Annotated in this window: 13 protein-coding genes; 9 read left to right on the top strand and 4 right to left on the bottom strand. The window is 65.2% G+C overall.

Features of this window, described 5'->3' with window-relative positions; genetic code table 11:
• Positions 1–20 precede the first annotated feature (20 nt).
• Genes VFA60_08185 through VFA60_08175 form a run of 3 tightly spaced genes read right to left on the bottom strand, consistent with a single transcriptional unit; the run spans position 21 to position 5,635 of the window.
• A complete protein-coding gene (locus VFA60_08185) occupies positions 21–1,409 on the bottom strand; it encodes a sigma-54 dependent transcriptional regulator (GenBank protein ID HZQ91753.1) in 1,389 nt (462 codons plus the stop codon).
• Positions 1,410–1,814, bottom strand: a complete 405-nt coding sequence (locus tag VFA60_08180; protein ID HZQ91752.1) for a response regulator — start codon at positions 1,812–1,814, stop codon at positions 1,410–1,412. It abuts the gene before it with no gap.
• Positions 1,811–5,635, bottom strand: a complete 3,825-nt coding sequence (locus VFA60_08175) for a PAS domain S-box protein (GenBank protein HZQ91751.1) — start codon at positions 5,633–5,635, stop codon at positions 1,811–1,813. The genes VFA60_08180 and VFA60_08175 overlap by 4 nt, the downstream gene beginning before the upstream one ends.
• Positions 5,636–5,948: 313 nt before the next feature.
• On the opposite strand from VFA60_08175, the gene VFA60_08170 reads away from it, so the two are divergent.
• From VFA60_08170 to VFA60_08130, 9 genes are all read left to right on the top strand, one after another.
• Positions 5,949–6,296: an energy transducer TonB gene (locus VFA60_08170; GenBank protein ID HZQ91750.1), complete on the top strand. Its 348-nt coding sequence runs from the start codon at positions 5,949–5,951 to the stop codon at positions 6,294–6,296.
• 52 nt (positions 6,297–6,348) lie between these two features.
• Entirely contained in the window at positions 6,349–8,340 is a 1,992-nt protein-coding gene (locus tag VFA60_08165) for a methyl-accepting chemotaxis protein (GenBank protein ID HZQ91749.1), read from the top strand.
• Between the two features lies 1 nt (position 8,341).
• Positions 8,342–8,806, top strand: a complete 465-nt coding sequence (locus tag VFA60_08160) for a chemotaxis protein CheW (protein HZQ91748.1) — start codon at positions 8,342–8,344, stop codon at positions 8,804–8,806.
• 19 nt (positions 8,807–8,825) lie between these two features.
• Positions 8,826–9,737 (top strand): protein-glutamate O-methyltransferase CheR, encoded by a 912-nt coding sequence (locus VFA60_08155; protein HZQ91747.1) that lies wholly within the window; start codon positions 8,826–8,828, stop codon positions 9,735–9,737.
• Complete coding sequence (locus VFA60_08150) at positions 9,734–11,803, top strand: chemotaxis protein CheA (protein ID HZQ91746.1); 2,070 nt, start codon at positions 9,734–9,736, stop codon at positions 11,801–11,803. The genes VFA60_08155 and VFA60_08150 overlap by 4 nt, the downstream gene beginning before the upstream one ends.
• A complete protein-coding gene (locus VFA60_08145) occupies positions 11,800–12,894 on the top strand; it encodes a chemotaxis response regulator protein-glutamate methylesterase (GenBank protein ID HZQ91745.1) in 1,095 nt (364 codons plus the stop codon). Before VFA60_08150 ends, VFA60_08145 begins: the two co-directional genes overlap by 4 nt.
• A gap of 129 nt (positions 12,895–13,023) precedes the next feature.
• The gene (locus tag VFA60_08140) at positions 13,024–13,458 is read left to right on the top strand and encodes a response regulator (GenBank protein HZQ91744.1); all 435 of its coding nucleotides are present in this window, start codon (positions 13,024–13,026) and stop codon (positions 13,456–13,458) included.
• Positions 13,455–13,943, top strand: coding sequence for a chemotaxis protein CheX (locus VFA60_08135; protein ID HZQ91743.1), 489 nt, complete (start codon positions 13,455–13,457; stop codon positions 13,941–13,943). The genes VFA60_08140 and VFA60_08135 overlap by 4 nt, the downstream gene beginning before the upstream one ends.
• 509 nt (positions 13,944–14,452) lie before the next feature.
• A complete protein-coding gene (locus VFA60_08130; GenBank protein ID HZQ91742.1) occupies positions 14,453–17,809 on the top strand; it encodes a TonB-dependent receptor in 3,357 nt (1,118 codons plus the stop codon).
• Between the two features lie 191 nt (positions 17,810–18,000).
• On the opposite strand, the gene VFA60_08125 is transcribed toward VFA60_08130, so the two are convergent.
• Positions 18,001–19,161, bottom strand: coding sequence for a YncE family protein (locus tag VFA60_08125; GenBank protein ID HZQ91741.1), 1,161 nt, complete (start codon positions 19,159–19,161; stop codon positions 18,001–18,003).
• Positions 19,162–19,323: the final 162 nt, after the last annotated feature.

Raw genomic sequence — 19,323 nt, 5'->3', positions numbered from 1 at the left:
GAAACGGCTCCGGCTCAGCCCTAGTTGCCCGCGCCGGCTTCCATCGCCGAGCGCAGGATGTTGTAGCGCTTCAGCTTCCGGTAAAGCGTGGCGCGGCTGATACCCAGCATTTTGCCCGCCAGGGTCTTGTCGCCGCCCACCTGCTCGAAGACGCGACGAATGGTGACCCGCTCCAGTTCTTCCAGGTCGGTCGCGCCGTTTCCAGGGACGGCTTCGCCGGGCGCGGCTTCTGCGGCTGGTGTGTAGAGCGGCGCGGGCAGGTCGGCAAGGTCGATCTGCGACTGATTGCCGAGCGCCAGCGCGCGCTCGATGCAGTTCTGCAACTCGCGGACGTTGCCCGGCCACTCGTAGTCCATGAAGCAGCGCATGGCCGCGGGCGTGATCTGCACGCGCCGGCCGGGCGCGTGCCGCTCCAGGAACCAGTGCACCAGCGCCGGGATGTCGCTCTTGCGCTCGCGCAGCGCAGGCAGATGCACGGTCACCACATTCAGCCTGAAGTAGAGGTCCTTGCGAAACGTTCCCTGCCGATACGCGGCTTCCAGGTCGCGATTGGTGGCCGCGATCACGCGCACGTCCACCGGCACGCGCTGATTGCTGCCCACCGGGCGCACTTCTTTCTCCTGCAGCACGCGCAGCAGCTTCGCCTGCATCTCCGGGGGCAGCTCGCCGATCTCGTCAAGGAAGATCGTTCCTCCGTTCGCCGCCTGGAACAGTCCTTCCTTCGATCGCAGGGCGCCGGTGAAGGCGCCTTTTTCGTATCCGAACAACTCTGACTCGATCAGCGTGGGCACCAGCGAGCCGCAATCCACCGCCACGAACGGCCGCTTGGCAAAGCTGCCGTGGAAGTGGATGGCGCGCGCCACCAGCTCTTTTCCGGTGCCGCTTTCGCCGCTGATGAGAACCGGGGTGCGGGTGTCCTTCAGGCGCGCCACCATGCGCAGCACGTCCTGGATGTTGGGCGATGAGCCGACGATGCCGTGCAGCGCGATGTCGGAATCCAATCGCGCCTGCAGGAATTCGTTCTCCGCCACGAGGCGCACTTTTTCCGCCATGCGCGCCAGCACCAGCTTGAGTTCCTCCACGCGGAAGGGCTTGGTGATGTAGTCGTACGCGCCCAGCTTCATGGCGGTGACCGCGCTCTCAATGGAGCCGTAGCCGGTCATGATGGCGACTTCGGTGCGCGGCAGGACCTTCTTCACCTTCTCCAGGAATTCCAGCCCGGTCATGTTGTCCATGCGCAGGTCGGCGAGGATGATCTCGGGCGAGTTGTTCTGGATGTGGGCCAGCGCCGCCTCGGCGCTCTCCGCCTCAGCGCACTCGAAGCCCAGCGACGCGCCGATGGTGGTGCACAGCTTGCGGATGGTGACCTGATCGTCCACGATCAGGAACTGGAGCTTCAGGTCGTGCATCTACGCGCTCCTCCCGAAGGTTTCTTCCACCGCGGCAATGAGCTGTTGGACGCGAAACGGCTTCTCGATGCAGGGCGCGCCGGTGCTCTGCAGCAGTTGCAGCGTCTCTTCGTTCACCGTGTCGCCGGTGATGAACACAACGCGCCCGAGCAGATCGTGCCGGTGCGAAGTGATCCAGGCATAGACGTCGGCGCCGGTCACGCCTCCCGGCGTGCGCATGTCGGAAATGATGCCGAGATAGTCATCGCCGCCGTCGCGCAGCAACTCGAGCGCCTCGGCGCCGCTGGCCACCGGCTTCACGTGATAACCGCTGCGCTCCAGGGCCGCCTGGATGAAGGCGATCACCGACGGCTCGTCTTCAATCACCAGGACCGGCGGGCGCCCCGCTTTGGCCGCCTGCGTCATGGCCCGGCTTCCCCTGGGCTGCGGCGCGCGGCGAGCGGCAGGCGGACGGTGAACGTTGCGCCTTTGCCGCCGGGATTGTTGGCCGCCAGAATTTCGCCGCCGTGCTCACGCACGATGCCGTAGCAGATGCTCAGGCCCAGCCCGGTCCCCTTGCCCACTTCCTTGGTGGTGAAGAAGGGATCGAAGATGCGCTCCGGCTGCGCGATGCCGTTGCCGTTGTCGCAGAACACAACCTCGACGTGGCTTTCCGTCGGCGCCGTGCGCACGTCGATCAGTCCCTGGCGGCCGCTCTCGCGGACCGCGTCGTAGGCGTTGTTCAGAATGTTGAGGAACACCTGCTGCAACTGGTGCGAATCGCCCATCACGCTGGCCAGCGGTTCGGTGAACTGCTCGCGCACCTGCACGCCGTGATTCGCCAAGTCGTAGGAGCGCAACTGGATCGTCCGCCGCAGCAATGGATTCAAATGCACCGGCTCGCGCCGCGGCGGCACCTGCCGCGCAAAGCTCAGCAGGTTCTGCACGATTGTTTTCGTGCGATGCGCCTCCTGCACCACGATGCGCAGGTCGCGCTTGGCGCTCTCCGGCACATCGGGCTTTTCCAGCAGCAGGTCGGAGAAGCCGAGAATCGCGGTGAGCGGGTTGTTCACCTCGTGCGCCACGCCGGAGACGAGCTGGCCCACGGCAGCCATCTTCTCGGTGTGCATCAGCTTCGCTTGGAGAATGGCGGCGTCGGTGATGTCGGTCATCACGATGACGATGCTGGTGACCGCGCCCTGCTCGTCGCGCATCGGGCTGAGGTTGACGGAGAAGTGCCCGTGGCCGCCGCTCCCGCGCACCAGTTGCAGCTCCAGGTTGTCGCCCTGGTGGCCGCCGACGGCGGCGCTGAACGCCTGCTCGAACACTTGGCGCCGCGACGGCGCCACCAGCTCGGCCAGCCTGCGCCCCAACAGTTGCGCCTCGGTGTACCCGCCCGCCTCGAAGCAGCGGCGGTTCGCGTAGGTAATGAGCCCGGCCGTATCCACCACCAGGATCATGCTGAGCGTGTTGTTCAGGATCTTTAAATTGAAGTCGCGCTCGCGCTGGAGCTGCGACTGGAAGTTCTTCAGCTCGGTGATGTCGAGCATCAGCCCGCGATACTGCGCCGGCTTGCCCTGCGGGTCGCGCACCGCGAAGGTGTTCTGCAGCGTGTGGACCAGAGTGCCGTCTTTGCGGCGCATGGCGAGTTCGTAGTTGCGCACCACGCCCTGCGCGTCGAGCGCCTGCCGCAGCTTCGCGCTCTCCTCGGGCGAGACGTAGATCTGGGTGTTGGGATCGGTTTGCAGCAGCTCCTCGCGGCTGTCGTAGCCGAGCATGCGCACCAGCGCGTCGTTCACCTCGATGAAGCGGCCGTCGGGCACGGAGAAGAACAGGCCTTCCTGGATGTTGTCGAACAGCTCGCGATAGCGGCGTTCCGCCTCGCGCCGGTCGCTGATGTCTTTCAGCACGTGGATGGTCTGGCGTCCCTCGTGCAGCGGCCCGTGAATGCGCGAGGTCGAAACCAGGTAGGTCCGGTCGAGGACGTGATGGATGTACTCGTCATCCTCGTCCTGTCCGGCGCGGCAGAACGGACACGGCTGCGCGCCCGGCTCGATCGCCATCGCGATGAGCGCGCGCATGCCCACGCCGATCAGCTCATTCGGCCGCACGCCGATGAAGTCGGCCAGCGAGCGGTTCACGCGCAGCACCTTGTGGCCTTCGTCGTGGACCACGATGTAGTCAGTGATGGCGTCGAAGATCTCGGCCCACTGCTTGTTCGACTGCGCGATGCGCGAGAACAGCCGCGCGTTCTCCATCGCCACCGACGCGTGCCCGCCGAGCGCCTGCAGGAGATTTCGGTCCGTGGCGGTGGGCGACTTGCCGCGGTCCACCAGGCAGAGCATGCCGATCAGCTCGTGGTCGGCTCCCGTCAGGCGGGCGAGCGTCACGTCCATCCAGCCGAGCGCCTCCGCCAATCCGGGTCCGAAGATTTCATCGGCCATTCCGTGGATCAATTCTTCGCTGCGATTGGCGGCCAGCTCGCTCAGCGCCAGGTTCAGGCGGCGCGTGACCTGTTTGTCGGCGGGATGCGCCTCGTCGTGGAAAAAGACGGTTTCCAGCGCGGCGCGCTGGGCCAGCGCCAGGGCGGCGGCGCGGGCGCCGAGCATGTCAGCCGCGCGCAGCGTGAAGCTGCGAACGAAGTCGGGCAGGCGAAGCGATGAATTCAGCTCCAGCGCCAGGCTCATCAGGTTTTCCGCGCGCCGGCGATGCTCTTCGGAAAGGTGCAGGTTGCGCGTGCTCTCCAGCACCACCGCGACTTCCGCCGCCAGCGCCTGCGCGCGACGCACGTCTTCGGCGCTGATCGGGCTGCCCACGCGCTTGTCGAGCACGCCGAAAAGTCCCAGCGCCTCCCCGTTCGACCCCAGCAGCGGAACCGCCAGGTACTGCCTGACATCGAGCTCGTGCACCGCCGCGATGTCCATGTCGGGCTCGGCGGCAGGATTGTCTGTCCAGTAAGGCTTTTTCTGCAGCAGAACGCGGTCGGTGATGCGTCCGGTGAGCTTGCGCTCCTGGCGCCGCGCTTCGCCATCGGCTGCCGCCCAGCGGACGTAACAACCGTCGCCTTCGCAAAGAGCGATGAACGACCGCTTGAAGTTCAGGAACTCGGCGCCGCGCACCACGAACTGCTGCAGGAACCGCTCGAGCTCGCTGGTTCCGCTCAACTCCGCTGATATCTGGAGCAACTGCTGCAGCTCGCGCGACTGCGCGCTGGCGCGCGCATAGAGCTCCGAATTGGCCAGCGCCATGGCGCCGAAGTCGCCGAGCACGCCGAGCAGCGCGGTCTCGGGAATGCCGAACGTCTTCTCGCCCGCGCAGACGATCACCGCCCCGCGAATCTCGCCGCTCGCCAGCGGCGCCGAGATCGCCTCCGAGGAGCCTGTGAACTGCGCCAGGTGTTGATATGGGCCGCGCAAGGCGCTCCACTGCGGACCTTCGGATTCGGCGACGGCAATGAGGCCGTCGCGCAACCAAGCGGGTATGTCACCGCGAACGGCTTGCACCAGCTCCGCCGGTCCGCCGGCCACCTCGAGGCTCGCCACGCGTCCTTCCTGCACGACGGCGGCGGTGGCAAGCCTTCCCTGGAACAGCTCCAGGCTTCCTTCGGCCAGGGCGTGCAACACCTGCTGGCGGTCGAGGCTGGAGTGCAGCGCGCGCGTGCAGCGCACCAGCACCTGCGACCGCCGGCGCTCTTCCTGGCTGGCCTGCGCCATGCGCGAGGCTTCCACCAGCGTGGCCATGACCGCGCCGAGGATCGTCGCCTTGGCGGCCAGGTCTTCATTAAAGAAGGTGGGGTCGGCAGTGTGAATCAGGACAAAGGCGCCGATCGCTTCACCGCTCACGATCAGCGGGGCCGCCATGACGGCGCGCGAGTTGTACTCGGCCGCCATCGGATAAAGCGCGGCGTCGGGATCGTTGACGTAAACCGCTTTCCGCTCCTGGACGGCGCGCGTCACCACCGACGCATCGCTCAGGCGCAGGTGGCTGCCCACGAACCGCGCCGCCATGTGTCCCTCGGCGGCCACGCCTTGCAGCGATCCATCGGGCTGAAGCTTCCAGTAGTAGGCGCCGTGCACCTGAAAGAACTGGCGGGTGTAAGCGCACAGCAACTGCACGAGCGAAGTGAAATCGCCGCCTTCGGCCGCCACGGCCGAAAGCCGCAGCAACAGCTGCTGAAACGCGTCTTCAGGACGCGCAGCACCGGCCGCGAGCGCAGCCAGTCTTTTTTCAGTGCCGGTTGAGGCCATGCCTCGCCTTCAGCGAAACAGGAGCTGGAGATCCTCAGGGGAGAGTGAGTACACGGACACTACTGCGCAATCTCATTTTGAGTCAAGCAATTTACCTTAACTCCGCTCCTACTTTGCAAAGCGGGGAATTCGTCTCATTGTGAGACGAATCCAGTCATCCAGCAACGAACAGCTTCCGAGAGGAAACGTGGTTCATGAATAACATATTACACATCAAATACTTACAAACCATTTATCAGGCTTGTCCCGATCCGGAAGCTGGCAGTTTGTTTGCAATTGTCACCCCCGGCCCATTGCGTCTTTTGATTAGCGCATGCTTCGTCACCGCAATTTTCGACGACTTCACCGCGTCCTGGCGCTGGCTTTGCTGGCTGCTGGTCTGGCGGCTGGGAGCGCATCCGCGCAGGAAGGGTCCGGCGCGCGGCGTGTCAGGGTGCAGGTGCAGCCCGGCTATCCCGACATCGCCCGCCAATTGCGTCTGGCTGGGACGGTGCGCGTGGTGGTAGTAATTGCGCCGTCCGGGGTGGTGCGAAGCACCAAGGTCGTGGGCGGACATCCGGTGCTGGTGCAGTCGGCACTCGACGCGCTCAAGAAGTGGCGCTTTGAAAGCGCCGGCGGCGAAACCGTGCAGACTGTGGTCTTCAACTTCAGTCCCGGATAGTACAGGTTTACGGGCGCGCTGTAACGCGTCGGGATGGTGGAGGGTTGGCAAAGTGACGATTGCCAGAAAGGTCTACCTCGGGTTTGGCGCGATCCTGTTCATGCTGGTGTTTCTGTTCGCGCTGAACATCATCGTGCTGCGGCGCGAGCACCGCGCCAAGGCGGAAGCCGGCGCGGCCATCGAGGCGGTGCAGGCGGTCGCCTCGGTCCGCTACCAGATGATGCAGAACCGTCTCTACCTGCGCAATTACCTGCTGAGCGGCGACACGCGCGAGGTCGACAACCTCACGAGCGGCATGAAGCAGCTCGAAAACGCTCTGCAGCACGCCGCCTCAGTGGCTGAACCGCAGCGCCGCGCGCTGATGCGCGTGGGCGAGATGGAGAACGACTGGTTCAAGAACTTCGCCAGCGTCCTGATTGAAAAGCGCCGCCAGGTGGACGACGGCAAGCTCACCGTCGCCGAACTCCAGATCAACTATCTGCAATTGAATCCGGCGAGCTGGGTATCGCGCTCCACCGGACAGCTCGATGAAGTCGGGCACTCGATCACGCAGATGGCGGAGGAGTCGCGCAAGTCCGACGAAGCAGCGGCCTCCGTCGCCTCCATCGTTGCCTACATGGGCATGCTGTTCGCGTTGCTGCTGGGGGGCGTGATCGCCTATACCACGTCGCGCTCCATCACCGAGCCGCTCAGCCGTGTGATCACGGTCACGCGCGAGATCGGCTCCAGCGGCGACCTTGACCAGAAGGTGGAAGTGGAAGCGCAGGGCGAAATCGGCGAACTGGCGCGCAGCTTCAACAACATGGTGACGTACCTGAAGGAAATGGCCGCCGTTTCGGAAGCCATCGCCGGCGGCGACCTGACCGTTCAGGTCGAACCGCGCTCTCGCCGCGACACGCTCGCTCTCGCCTTCATGAAGATGACCGAGGGTCTGCGCTCGCTCGTGCGCAGCGTGCGCGACAGCGCCGCGCAGGTGGCCGGCGGCTCCAACCAGGTGGCCGAGGCGTCGGAAGAATCGGCCAAGATCAGCAACCAGGCATCATCGGCGATCGATGAGGTCACCAGCACCATGCACGAGATGAGCGTGAACGTGCAGAACATGGTGCGCACCACGCAGGCGCAGGCCTCCAACGTCAGCGAGACCTCCGCCTCCATCGACCAGATGGTCACTTCGATTCAGCGCGTGGCGGAGACCGCCAGAGTGCTGCTGGAAATCTCCAACCGTTCGCGCACCGAGGTCAAGGAAGGCATGGGCACAATGGCGAAGGCCACCGACGGCCTGAACCGCATTCACGGCGCCATCCAGTCCTCGGCGGCGATCATCAGCGCGCTCGATCAGCGCGCCGACGACATCGGCAAGATCGTGGAAGTCATCGACGACCTGGCCGAGCAGACCAACCTGCTGGCGCTCAACGCCGCCATCGAAGCGGCGCGGGCCGGCGAACACGGCCTCGGCTTCGCCGTCGTGGCCGACGAAGTCCGCAAGCTGGCGGAAAAATCGGCGCACTCAACCAAGGAAATTTCCGAGCTGGTGCAGAGCATTCAGCGCGAAGCGCGCCAGGCGGTGAGCAACATGGAACAGAGCACAGCCATGGTGCAGGAAGGCCTTTCGCGCGGCGGCGAACTCAGCACCGCGCTCACCAAGATCTCCCACGTCGTGAGCGAGGTGAACAAGTTCGCCCAGGAAATCGGCGCGGCCACCACCGAGCAGTCGCACGGCTCGGCGCAGATCGCCAAGACGACCACTCGCCTGAACGAAATTACGCACGAGATCAACTCCGCGGTGGAAGAGCAGGCAGCGGGCGCGCAGGCCGTGGTCCGCGCCATGGAAAAGATGCGCGAGTTGATGCAGCAATCCACCTCCGGCTCCGCCGAACTGGCGGCGTCGGCCGAGCAGATGTCGAAGATGGCGCGCGCTCTGCTCGACGCCATGGACCGCTTCGCGCTCGAGGCATCGCCGCTGGTGGGCCGCAGCGCGCGCACTGCGGCGGCGGCATCGAGCGGGCCCGCGCGCCTCGCCGCCGTTCCCCGGCAGGGTTTCTGACATGAGCGCGGACATGCAGATGGTCGGCTTCCAGGTGGGCCGCGAAACGTTCGCCGTGCCCATCGCGCAGGTGCACGAAATCCTGCGTGTCCCCGACATCGCGCCCGTTCCCGAAGCTCCCGCGCACGTGGAAGGCGTGATGAACCTGCGCGGAAAAATCATTTCCGTTGTCGACCTGCGCAAGCGCTTCGGCGAACGCAACCTCGAGCGCGGCAGGCGCAGCCGCGTCATGGTGGTCGAGGTGGATCAGCGCAAGGTGGGCCTCATCGTCGACTCGGCATCGGAGGTCTTCAGGCTCGCGCCCTCGCAGGTGGAGCCGCCGCCGCATGCGGTGAGCGAAGGCGAAGGCGGCGCCGGCTACGTGATCGGCGTGGGCAAGCTCAACGGACGCATCGTTCTGCTGGTTGACCTGGCGCGCGTTCTGCGCCGCGCCGAAGCGCCGCCGCGCGCATCGGCTGCCTCCTGATGCCGAGAGAACAAACGCCATGTCCGCCTCGCCGGTGCGCCTGAACGAATCCGAAGAAAAGCTGCTGCAGGCGCTGGTGTATCGCGAGTGCGGCATGGTGTTCGACGAGCGCCGCTCGCACTTCCTGCGCGACCGGCTCCAGCGCCGGCTCCGCGCCTGCGCGCTCGACTCCTTCTACAGCTACTACCGCCTGCTGACCAGCGACGCCGGCAAGCAGGAATTGGCCATCCTGCTGGAGAACCTCACCGTCAACGAGACCAGCTTTTTCCGCAACAAGCCGCAGCTGGACCTCTTTCAGAAGGTGGCGCTCGAGCAGGCGCTGGAGCGCAAGTGCAAGCGCCAGGACTGGTCGTTGCGCGTGTGGAGCGCCGGCTGCTCCACCGGCCAGGAGCCGTACACGCTGGCCATGCTGATTTGCGAGACGCTCGGCTTCTTCAACGTGCGCCATTCGCTGCCCGTGGCCGCGGCCGCCGCGCCCCTCGAGCCGCGGCCGCTGGCGCCGCCGCCGTGGCGGGTGGAGATTCTCGCGTCTGACATCAGCTACTCGGTGCTGCGCGCCGCCGCGGAAGGCCTCTACACGCAATCGCAGATGGAGGCAGTGGACTACAGCTATCGCCTGCGCTTCTTCGACCGCGTGGGAGAAAAGTCGGCGGTCAAGGATGCGCTGAAGAAGATCGTGCACTTCGACTTCCACAACCTGAAGGCCGGGTTCCTGCCGCAGCGTCACGACTTCATCTTCTGCCGCAACGTCATGATCTACTTCGACGCGGCCGAGCAGAAACGCCTGACGGAAAAATTCCACCGCTGCCTCGCGCCCGGCGGCTACCTGTTCATCGGCCACGCGGAAACGCTGCTGCCGCTCACCGAGAAGTTCCGCATCGTCCACCAGTGCGGCGGAACTGCTTATCAGCGCATGGAGCCGCCGGAATGAAGCGCGACGAGCAGCGCATGGCCGAGCTTCGCCAGGTGTTCTTCGAGAGCGCCCAGGAAATCCTGCATTCGCTCAGCGAAGACGCGCTGGCGCTCGAGGCCAAAGGCGCGCATCCCGAACTCATTCGCAGCATCCGCCGCGCCGTGCACACGCTCAAGGGCGATTCGGCCGTGTGCGGCTTCCGTGAAGTCACCGAATTGGCGCACGAGCTGGAAGACGCGCTCGATCCCGAAGCGCTGCCCGCCAAGAGCGAAGTCATCGAGCTCGTCCTGGCCAGCACCGACGCGTTTGAGTGCATGCTCGCGGCCTACCGCAGCGGGGCGCAGCCGGCCCCCGCAACCGCCTTGCGCGGGCGTGTGGCGCAATTGCGCAGCTCCGCGGCGAAGCCGCAGCGTCGTACGGAGAGCGAGCCCGCTCCGGCCGCCGCCGGCGCGCCGCAATGGACCGAATACGAACGGCTCACCTTCGGCAACGCGCAGTCCGCGGGCAAACGCGTGGTTGCCCTTACCTTGCACCTCGATCCCCAATGCGCGCTGCCTGCCGCCGCGTTCGAGCTCGGCCGGCGCGCGCTGCAGTCGCTGGGGCTGGTGCTGGCGGTTCGTCCGCATGAGGGTGACGACATCGCCGGCATCAATGCTCTCCACGCGGTCGTCGCCACCGATCGCGACGCACACGCCATCGCGCGGCAGTGCCGCGTGCCCGCCTTGATTTCGCAAGTAGACGTCGAGCCCTGGCAGGCAGCCGATCACGCTGCCGCCGCTTCGGTTGCGGCGGCGAAGGCCGAACCCGAAGCCGCCGAGCCGGCGCCTGCATCGCTCTCGCCGCTGCTGAGGGTGGAGGCCGAACGCATCGACTCGGTCATGAACCTGCTCGGCGAGCTGATCATCGCCCGCTCGGTGCTGCAGCAGGCCGTGCACGAAGCCGGCGAACACATCGACCGCCGCCATCCCCTGCGCGGGCGGCTGGCCGACGCCATGGCCTTTCACAGCCGCGTGCTGAACCAGTTGCAGAAATCGGTCATGAAGATCCGCATGGTCGAGCTGCGCCAGCTCTTCCGCCGGGTGCCGCGCATCGTGCGCGACACCGCGCGGTTCTGCGGCAAAGACGTGGCTTTGGAGATGGGCGGCGAACGCACCGAGCTCGACAAAACCATTCTCGACGCGCTTCCCGAGCCGGTGATGCACGTGGTGCGCAACGCCGTGGACCACGGCATCGAGACCCCCCAGGAGCGCGCCGCTGCCGGCAAGCCGCCCCAGGGCAAAGTGCGCATGAACGCGTTTCATCAGGCCGGCTTTGTGGTTATCGAGATCAGCGACGACGGACGCGGCCTCGACCCTGCGCGCCTGCGCGCCCGCGCGGTCGAAAAGAAGCTGCTCTCCGCCGCTGCCGCCGGGCGCTTGAGTGACAGCGAGGCGCTCGATCTCATCTTCCAGCCCGGCTTCAGCACCGCTTCCCAGATCAGTGAAGTTTCCGGGCGCGGCGTCGGCATGGACGTGGTGCGCAGCGTAGTCCACTCGCTCAAAGGAACGGTCTCGCTGGAAAGCGAGCCCGGACGCGGCACCACGGTCCGCGTGCGGGTGCCGCTGACGCTGGCCATCATCAAGGCGCTGCTGTTTCGCTCAGGCGAGCGCCTCTATGCCGTGCCGCTGTCGTCGGTTGTCGAAATCACGCGCGCCGGCGAAGCCGACATTCATCGCGTGGAACAGCATGAAGTGCTCCACCTCCGCGAACAGGTGATCACCCTCATCCGGATGGACCGCCTGGCCGCGTCAGCCAATGTCGCGCGCCGCCGCTTCTTCGTGGTGGTGGTCGCTCTCGGCGACCGCAAGATCGGCCTCGTGGTAGACGGCATGCACGGCGAAGAAGAGCTGGTGGTGAAGAGTTTCGACGACAAGCTCGTGGCCACCGACCTGGTCAGCGGCGCATCTGTGCTCGGCGACGGCCGCGTGGTGCTCATCCTGAACCTCGCCGCGGTGGCGCAACGCCTGGCGCACTTCTCGGTCGCAGCGGAGCAAGGCGAGGCACGCAAATCCGCGTCGTCCGGCGACCTGGGGGTGCGCCCATGACCGGCGGCATTCGAACAACGTCGCGCCCCGTTCGCGTCCTCGTAGTTGACGACTCGGCGCTCATGCGCAAGTTCATTCCCGAGCTGCTCGCGGGCGATCCGGCGATCGAGGTCGCCGGCACCGCGATGGACGGCGCTTTCGCCCTGAGGAAGATCGAAGAGCTCAAGCCCGACGTGGTCACGCTCGACCTGGAAATGCCGCGGATGAGCGGGATCGAAACGCTCCGCGAGATCATGCGCCGGCGGCGCCTGCCGGTCATCGTGGTGAGCGCGCACAGCACCGAGGGCGCCACGGCCACGCTGAACGCGCTCGCGCTGGGCGCAGTCGATTTCATCGCCAAGCCGGAGAACGTCACCGCCGGCATGGGCGAAATCGCCGCCGACCTCGTGCGTAAGATCAAGGCCGCCGCCCAGATCGAATCGCCTCCCGCGCTGCGCCTGCCCGACGCTGTTCGCGCCGCGTCGCCGCGCCGCCCGCGCCCGGATGCGAGCCGCCGGCCCGACAGGGTGGTTGCCATCGCCGCGTCCACCGGCGGCCCGAACGCGCTTCAGTTCGTGCTGGCGCAGCTTCCGGCGGACTTACCCGCCGCGCTTCTGGTCGTGCAGCACATGCCCGAGGGCTTTACCGAGATGTTTGCCCGCCGGCTCAACGAAACCTGCGCGCTGGAAGTAAAGGAGGCGCAATCCGGCGACCTGCTGCTCGCCGGCCGTGTGCTCGTGTGCCCCGGCAATCGGCACCTGCGCGTCCGCCGCATGTCGCTGGGCGACGTGGTCGCGCTGGGCGACGATTTGAAGATCGGCGGCCACCGTCCTTCAGCGAACGCCCTGTTTCAGAGTGTGGCCGAGACATTCGGCCCGCGCGCCATGGCCGTGTTGCTCACCGGCATGGGCGAGGACGGCGCCGAGGGCATGGGCGCGGTGAAGACCGCGGGCGGGCTGACCATCGCCCAGGACGAAAAATCTTGCGTGGTGTATGGCATGCCGAAGGCAGCCATCGAGCGCGGTTTTGCCGCGCGCGTAGTGCCGCTCGAGGCGATGGCCAACGCCATCATCGCGCAGTGTTTGCCGGTGGCACGCGCGGCCAACGAATGAAGCGGTTTCGAGTTTCAAGTTTTAAGGGGTGCTGGGGCGGGAAGGCACGAACCCGGCAAGCAACGGGTTGGCGGCTGGTTTTACTGGAAACTTGAAACTGGAAACTGGAGACTGCTTTTGGGGGTTTTTATGGAGTACGCGCCTCTGCAATCCAATGACGGACACCCGGTGCGCTGCCTGGTGGTGGATGACTCCATCTTCGCGCGCAAGAACCTGGCCAAGATGCTGAACTCGTTCGGCGTCGAAGTGGTGGGCGAAGCCGGCGACGGCGCCGCCGCCCTGGCCGAATATCGGCGCTGCACGCCCGACGTCGTGCTGATGGACATCACCATGCCCAAGGTCGAGGGACTGGAGGCGCTGCAGCGCATCATCGACTTCGATCCCAGGGCGCGCGTGGTCATGGTGTCATCGGTCGGCTACCAGGAAAACATCGTGACCGCGCTGCAGAAGGGCGCGCGCCACTTCGTGCAGAAGCCGGTCAACCCTTCCATCCTTTATGAAGTGCTGAAGTACGTGATCAACGATACGGCCGCCCAGACCGCCGCGGTGAGCGTGCGCTCATGAGAATGGAACTCATTCAGCCCTTCATCAACGCAGCCGACGCCGTGCTCGCCCAGACCATGCAGGCGCCGCCGCAGGTCGGTGACGTCAGCATGGACGAAGAGACGTATCGCCGCAAAGGTCTCGCCGCCATCGTCGAGATCACCGGCGAGATCGAGGGCCGCGTGATCGTCGACATGGAACCGCCCGTCGCTTCGCGGGTACTGCAGCAGCTCGGCAGCGACGCCGAGCCCACCGACGAGATGCTGCCCGAGGCCGTCTGCGAACTGGCGAACCTGGTCATCGGCAACGCCGTCACCGCGCTCAACGATCAGGGTTTTCGCTTCAAGGTGCATCCACCCGCCCGGCACGCGCAGGAAGCCGGACTCGCCGGCTCGGAGGACACCGAGGCGCTGGTCATGTGTTTCACCACGGACCACGGCGCTGTGTACGTAAACGTGGCCATGCGCTACCACCGCCGGCGCAAGTCCGAGCGCTCGTCCGAATGACCCGCGCCGACGCCGGTGAGAGTAAACGGGTAAAAACTTCCATTCCGGCGCCGCTCCGCAATTCCAAAGGCGGCAACTCTGCTTTTTCCATTTTCCCGGAGTGAGCTGCTACTGGATTCACCTTACCAGCCCTAAGTCGTTCATCCTACGGGCGCGGTTTGTTCTCCCCGCTGGCAAGGGGCGTGCACCACGAAGGGTGAGTAATCTGCGCGCCACCGCGTTCCCCTCGTCCGGCGGTGGAGCCCAGAGGGCCGAACCATGGTGCTGTCTCTCTGGACGACTTCCTCAGTCTTCGCCGCTTCCGGCCTTATTTCGCTCCACGAAGAGCGTGGTCGTTATCGCTCCTGCCCGCCAGGGTCTCGCCTGGCCCTGGTCATCTGTTCAACAACGAGCGGCCTACGGATTCGGTCAGCCGGTCTAACCCGCCGGCGGCCCTCCATGGCCGCTGCTACCACGAGGCTGCCGGTCGCGCGGTTCGCCGCCCGCCCGCTCCTCCCGGAGGACAACCAATGAAAGGTAAGCCGTACGCAATATCAATTGTGCTGATCACAATGTTGTTGTGTGTTGCTGCCTGGTCACAACAGATAGCCGGCACCCTGCGCGGCACGGTGTTGGACCAGACCGGCGCAGTCGTGCCCAGCGCAGACGTGACAGCCACCAACCAGCAGACGGGTGTTGCCACTACGACCAAGACGACGTCGGCGGGCATCTTTGTTTTCTCGAACGTCCTGCCGGGCATGTACACCGTGACCGTCAGCGCGCCCAACTTTGCCAAGTTTGAGCGCAAAGACGTGCAAGTGCTGCCCAACCAGCCCACGACGGCCGACGCCAGAATGCAGCTCGCCTCGGCGACCACGACCGTGGAGGTCACGGCTGGCGCGCCCGTCGTGCAGACCAATACCTACCAGCTCAGCAACGACTTCAGCTCCAAGGCCGTCGCTGATCTACCCAGCCCGGGACTCGGCGGGGGTCCGCTCAACCTGGCGCTGCTGGCGCCCAATACTACGTCCCAGGGCGCCGGCGTTCTGGGTGAAGGCGGCTCGATCGGCGGCGCCCGTCCGCGTCTCAACAGCTTCAATATCGACGGCGTTGACGACAACCGCATCGACGTGACCGGACACACGACCGACGTGATTCCCGAGGCGGTGAACGACTTTCAACTGGTCACCAACGCCTTCACCGCCGAGCAGAGCCATTCCGCCGGTGGACAGTTCAACGTCATCACGAAGTCGGGCACGAACAACTGGCACGGCGCCGCATTCGGCTTCAACAACAACCGTAACTTCAACGCCATGGACAACCTTGAAAAAGGAGTCGGACTCACCGAGCCACGGCGCGTCGACCGCAACCGCGCGGGCGGCCTGATCGGCGGTCCGATCGTCAAGAACAAGATCTTCATTTTCGGCGCCTATCAGTTCACCGGCATCGGCCTGTCGTCGGCGGCGGTCGCGCAGCTTTCGCCCACCCCGGCGGGACTGGCTGCGTTGACCTCCATGGCCGCCAGCCCGCAGGTGCGCGACATACTGGCCCAGTTCCCCACCGCGCCGGTGGCGAACGGCAGTGAGGTGGTCAATGGCGTCGCCATTCCCATCGGCCCCATCCAGCCGGCAGCGCCTAACTTCTCCAACGATCACACCTTCAACATCAACGGAGACGTGAACCTGGGGAAGCACGCGATCCGCGCGCGCTTCTTGTGGGACCGGGCTCGTACGCCCAACGTGAACCCGGATACGCCCCAAGCGCAGTTCACCGGCGATATCGCGGCTGACACCCGCAAGGCCATCCTGACCGATGCCTTTTCCATTACGCCTCATGTCGTCAACGATATTCGCTTCTCGTACTCACGCTTTGTGCAGGCGTTCACTGTCCCGACCCCATTTGCCAACTTCCCCAACGCTGAGATCGACACCCTTGGTCTCAACATCGGGCCGGAAGGCAATTCGCCGCAGAGCTACACCCAGAACAACTACCAGGCGCTGAACATCACCACCATCGTGAAGGGGAACCATACCTTCAAGTTCGGACCGGAGTATCGGCGTTACATCGCTCCGTCTGATTTTTTGCCCCGCTCGCGCGGTGAATGGGACTACGCCAATCTGAGCGAGCTGGTGAACGACGTGGTGCCTACCGGCTTCAATGGCGCGCTGCGCGGCGCCGGCACCGGCCTGTTCGACGGCAACCAGTACGCGCTGTATGGATTCCTGCAGGATGACTGGAAGGTCACGCCCCGTCTGACCCTGAATCTGGGCGCGCGCTACGAGTGGTACAGCAATCCCAACGGCGTGAAGACCCAAACCCTGAACAGCATCTCTTCGCTGCCCGGGGTCCCGTTCCTGCCGTCCCTCCAGAACCTGCCAACACAAATGATCTTCCGCGAACCGCACACCGACACCAACAACGTGATGCCGCGCGTCGGCTTTGCCTGGGACCTGTTCGGTGACGGCAGGACCTCATTGCGCGGCGGCTTCGGACTCTCCTATGACGTGACGCCGCAGAACTTCCCGCTGCTGTCGCTTCCACCGCAGTTGCAGACCCAGCAGGACCCGGACGTTACCTGCGGTCTGCCTGGTGCTCCGCCCTGGTGCGCCAACTTCCTTGCGGGAGGGCCGGGCACCGGGTTCCTCGGCGGTGGCGGACTATTACAGGTGAACGTCCCGCCGGCGACCGCCGCAGACGCACGACTCGCCACGCAGGGCCTCATCCTCGATACTGTGGAGCCCAAGGTGGCAACCTGGACCCTGAGCCTGCAGCGTGAACTCGTGAAAGACACCCTGCTGGAACTCCGCTATCTCGGAACCCGCAGCCTCGAACTGCCCGTCCAGGCCCGACTCAACACTCTTACCGCATTCGATGCCGGCATTGCCCCCCTGCCGACGTTCTTCTCGGCATCGCAGGTGCCGGCCGTCATCACCGGCGGCTCGCGGCTGTCGGATTTCGAAGCCTTCTCCCCCACCCAGCTCCCGGAATTCAACAGCACGGCCACCTCGTTTCCCGCTCTGGGCAACAGCATTTACCACTCCGGGGCGATTGACGTGCAACACCGGTTCTCCAAAGGCTTCTTCCTCCGCGGCGACTACACTTACGCGCACAATATTGACGACGCGACCAACGAGCTGTTCAGCAGCCGCGTGAACCCGCGCCGTCCCCTGGATTGGCGTAATCTCGCGCTCGACCGCGGAAACTCCACCCTCGACGTCCGCCACAAGTTCGCCCTCTCCTGGGTTTGGGACCTGCCCAGGGCCCCCATCGGGAACGGCTTCTTCAACCACGTGGTGAACGGATGGGAGTGGACCGGCAATTACCTGGTGCAGAGTGGTCAGCCGATATCCATCCTTACGGATACCGACGCGAACGGCAACGGCGACGCCGCCGGTGACCGGGCCATCTTCAATCCCAACGGCGTCGGCAACACCGGCACCACCACCAGCAGTGTGGTGTGCGTAGGCGCAGGCGGCGTTACCTCGGTAGTCCCGATGGCTAACTGCGCCAGCGCCGCCGTAGCCGGCTACGTGGCCGACAATCCCAATGCCAGGTTCGCTGAAGCCCAGCTCGGCGCGCAAACCAACGTCGGGCGTAACACGTTCCGGTCACCCGGCTTCAACATCTGGAACATGGGAACCGTCAAGGCCTTCCGCATAACGGAAAACTCGAACATCCAGTTCCGCGTGTCAGTGCAGAACATCTTCAACCACCGCAACTTCGCACTGGCACAGCCCACCGTCTTCCAGACCGGCGTGCTGATCGGCACGGTGAACAATGCGCTGAGTACGACGTACTCCAACGTCACCTCGCCGCTGTTCCTCAACCAGAAACAGTTCACCGGCGGCAACCGCGTGATGGAGCTGGGACTGAAGTTTGAGTTCTGATGAGCAGTGGGCCGTCGGAGCACTGCGCTCTCGCACGGGGCCGGGCAACCGGCCCCGTTTTTCGATTGCGCCCCGGCACAACCAGCCGGGCGGGTGGCATGCTCTTTCCGCGATCTTTCTAAAGTCCACTGCGATTTGGTCGCCGGCCGGATGAATTCTCGAAACTGGAAACTCGAAACTTGAAACAGTTTCTACGGCTGGAGCGTCACCCACACCGGCCGCGGCGACGAGGAAGGAATGGTCGCGACGACAGTGTCGTCCGACGTGCGGATGTCGGAAATGGTGTTGGAGTCGCGGTTGGCCACGATGACCTTGCTGGCATCGGGGGTGGACACGATCGATACGGGCGCGTTGCCTACCGTGATCGTCCGCAGGATCGTGTTGTTCAGCGCGTTGATCACGCTGACCGTGTTGCTGCCCGAGTTGGCCACGTAGGCGCGGCTGCCGTCGGCCAGCGCCGTCACCGAAACCGGCGCGCTGCCCACCGGAACGTTGGCCAGCACCACCGGCGGCGTAACGTCCGCTTTAAGAATGGTCACGCTGTTCGATCCGCGATTGGTCACGTAGAGCCGCTTCAGCGATTTGTCGAACAGCGCGAACGTCGGCGAGGTGCCCACCGGCACCGTGCCCACCACGATGTCGGTCGTGGTATCGATCACCGAAACGGTGCCGCTGCCCTGGTTCACCACGTACACCACGTTCCCGTCCGTGGACGAGACCGCCCATGCCGGCGAACTGCCCACCGGCAGCGTCGTCTTGATGCTGAAGTCCCGCGTCTGCACAACGCTCACCGTGCCGTCGGTGCGGTTGGCGACGTAAATCTTGCTCGCATCGGCGTTGGCGGCGATCGACGAAGGATTGCGGCCCACCGGGACCACGCGCGTCACCACGTTCAACCCGTTATCGATGGCTGAAATCGAGCTCAGCCCGGAGTTGGCCACGTAGGTGGTCACGCCGGTCGTGCCAAGCACAAAACCGGGAGCGGCGCCGGGCGGCAGTACAACGGTCGTCGTATCGTCTCCCGCCGTGGTCACAACGGTGAACACAGAGACTGTGTCGTCGGCCTGGTTGGCGGTATAGATCTGCACGCCGCCGGCCAGCCACGCGCCGTGGACCGGTCCCTTGCCGACCGGATTCACCGCGGTCACCGTGTCGCCCGCGCTGTTGATGCGCTGCGCCGTGCCCGTTCCGCCGTTGTTGTTGTTGATGACGACCGCTTCCTTGGAAGGCTGCGGGTCGCCGGGATTCTGCGGAATGGGCGATGCTACGGGACGGAACACGTCGCCGCAGCCGCTCCACAGCAGCAATCCCAGGATAGTGGCCGCCAGGGCGGCCCTGCGACGCAGACTCATCTAGCTCGTGTTCCCGCTCAGGTGAAGAAAATCAATTGTAACAAAGAGGAGAACGCGGAATCGGGCGGGACTTGCTCTCACTCTGAAATCCCGAGAGCAGCGAGGGACCAGTCGCTCACCACGTGCCCTCGGGTTAAGCAGGGATCCCTCGCTTCGCTCGGG

Source organism: Terriglobales bacterium (genome assembly GCA_035651995.1).
Taxonomy (GTDB): Bacteria; Acidobacteriota; Terriglobia; order Terriglobales; family Acidobacteriaceae; genus DASRER01.
This window is presented reverse-complemented; position numbering and strand designations above follow the sequence as displayed.

Excerpts from the sequence above, each read along its gene's own strand:
- VFA60_08140 (HZQ91744.1), top strand. The coding sequence starts at position 13,024 with ATGGAGTACGCGCCTCTGCAATCCAATGACGGACACCCGGTGCGCTGC.
- VFA60_08135 (HZQ91743.1), top strand. The coding sequence starts at position 13,455 with ATGAGAATGGAACTCATTCAGCCCTTCATCAACGCAGCCGACGCCGTG.
- VFA60_08185 (HZQ91753.1), bottom strand. The coding sequence starts at position 1,409 with ATGCACGACCTGAAGCTCCAGTTCCTGATCGTGGACGATCAGGTCACC.
- VFA60_08130 (HZQ91742.1), top strand. The coding sequence starts at position 14,453 with ATGAAAGGTAAGCCGTACGCAATATCAATTGTGCTGATCACAATGTTG.
- VFA60_08125 (HZQ91741.1), bottom strand. The coding sequence starts at position 19,161 with ATGAGTCTGCGTCGCAGGGCCGCCCTGGCGGCCACTATCCTGGGATTG.
- VFA60_08175 (HZQ91751.1), bottom strand. The coding sequence starts at position 5,635 with ATGGCCTCAACCGGCACTGAAAAAAGACTGGCTGCGCTCGCGGCCGGT.
- VFA60_08145 (HZQ91745.1), top strand. The coding sequence starts at position 11,800 with ATGACCGGCGGCATTCGAACAACGTCGCGCCCCGTTCGCGTCCTCGTA.
- VFA60_08160 (HZQ91748.1), top strand. The coding sequence starts at position 8,342 with ATGAGCGCGGACATGCAGATGGTCGGCTTCCAGGTGGGCCGCGAAACG.
- VFA60_08150 (HZQ91746.1), top strand. The coding sequence starts at position 9,734 with ATGAAGCGCGACGAGCAGCGCATGGCCGAGCTTCGCCAGGTGTTCTTC.
- VFA60_08170 (HZQ91750.1), top strand. The coding sequence starts at position 5,949 with ATGCTTCGTCACCGCAATTTTCGACGACTTCACCGCGTCCTGGCGCTG.
- VFA60_08155 (HZQ91747.1), top strand. The coding sequence starts at position 8,826 with ATGTCCGCCTCGCCGGTGCGCCTGAACGAATCCGAAGAAAAGCTGCTG.
- VFA60_08180 (HZQ91752.1), bottom strand. The coding sequence starts at position 1,814 with ATGACGCAGGCGGCCAAAGCGGGGCGCCCGCCGGTCCTGGTGATTGAA.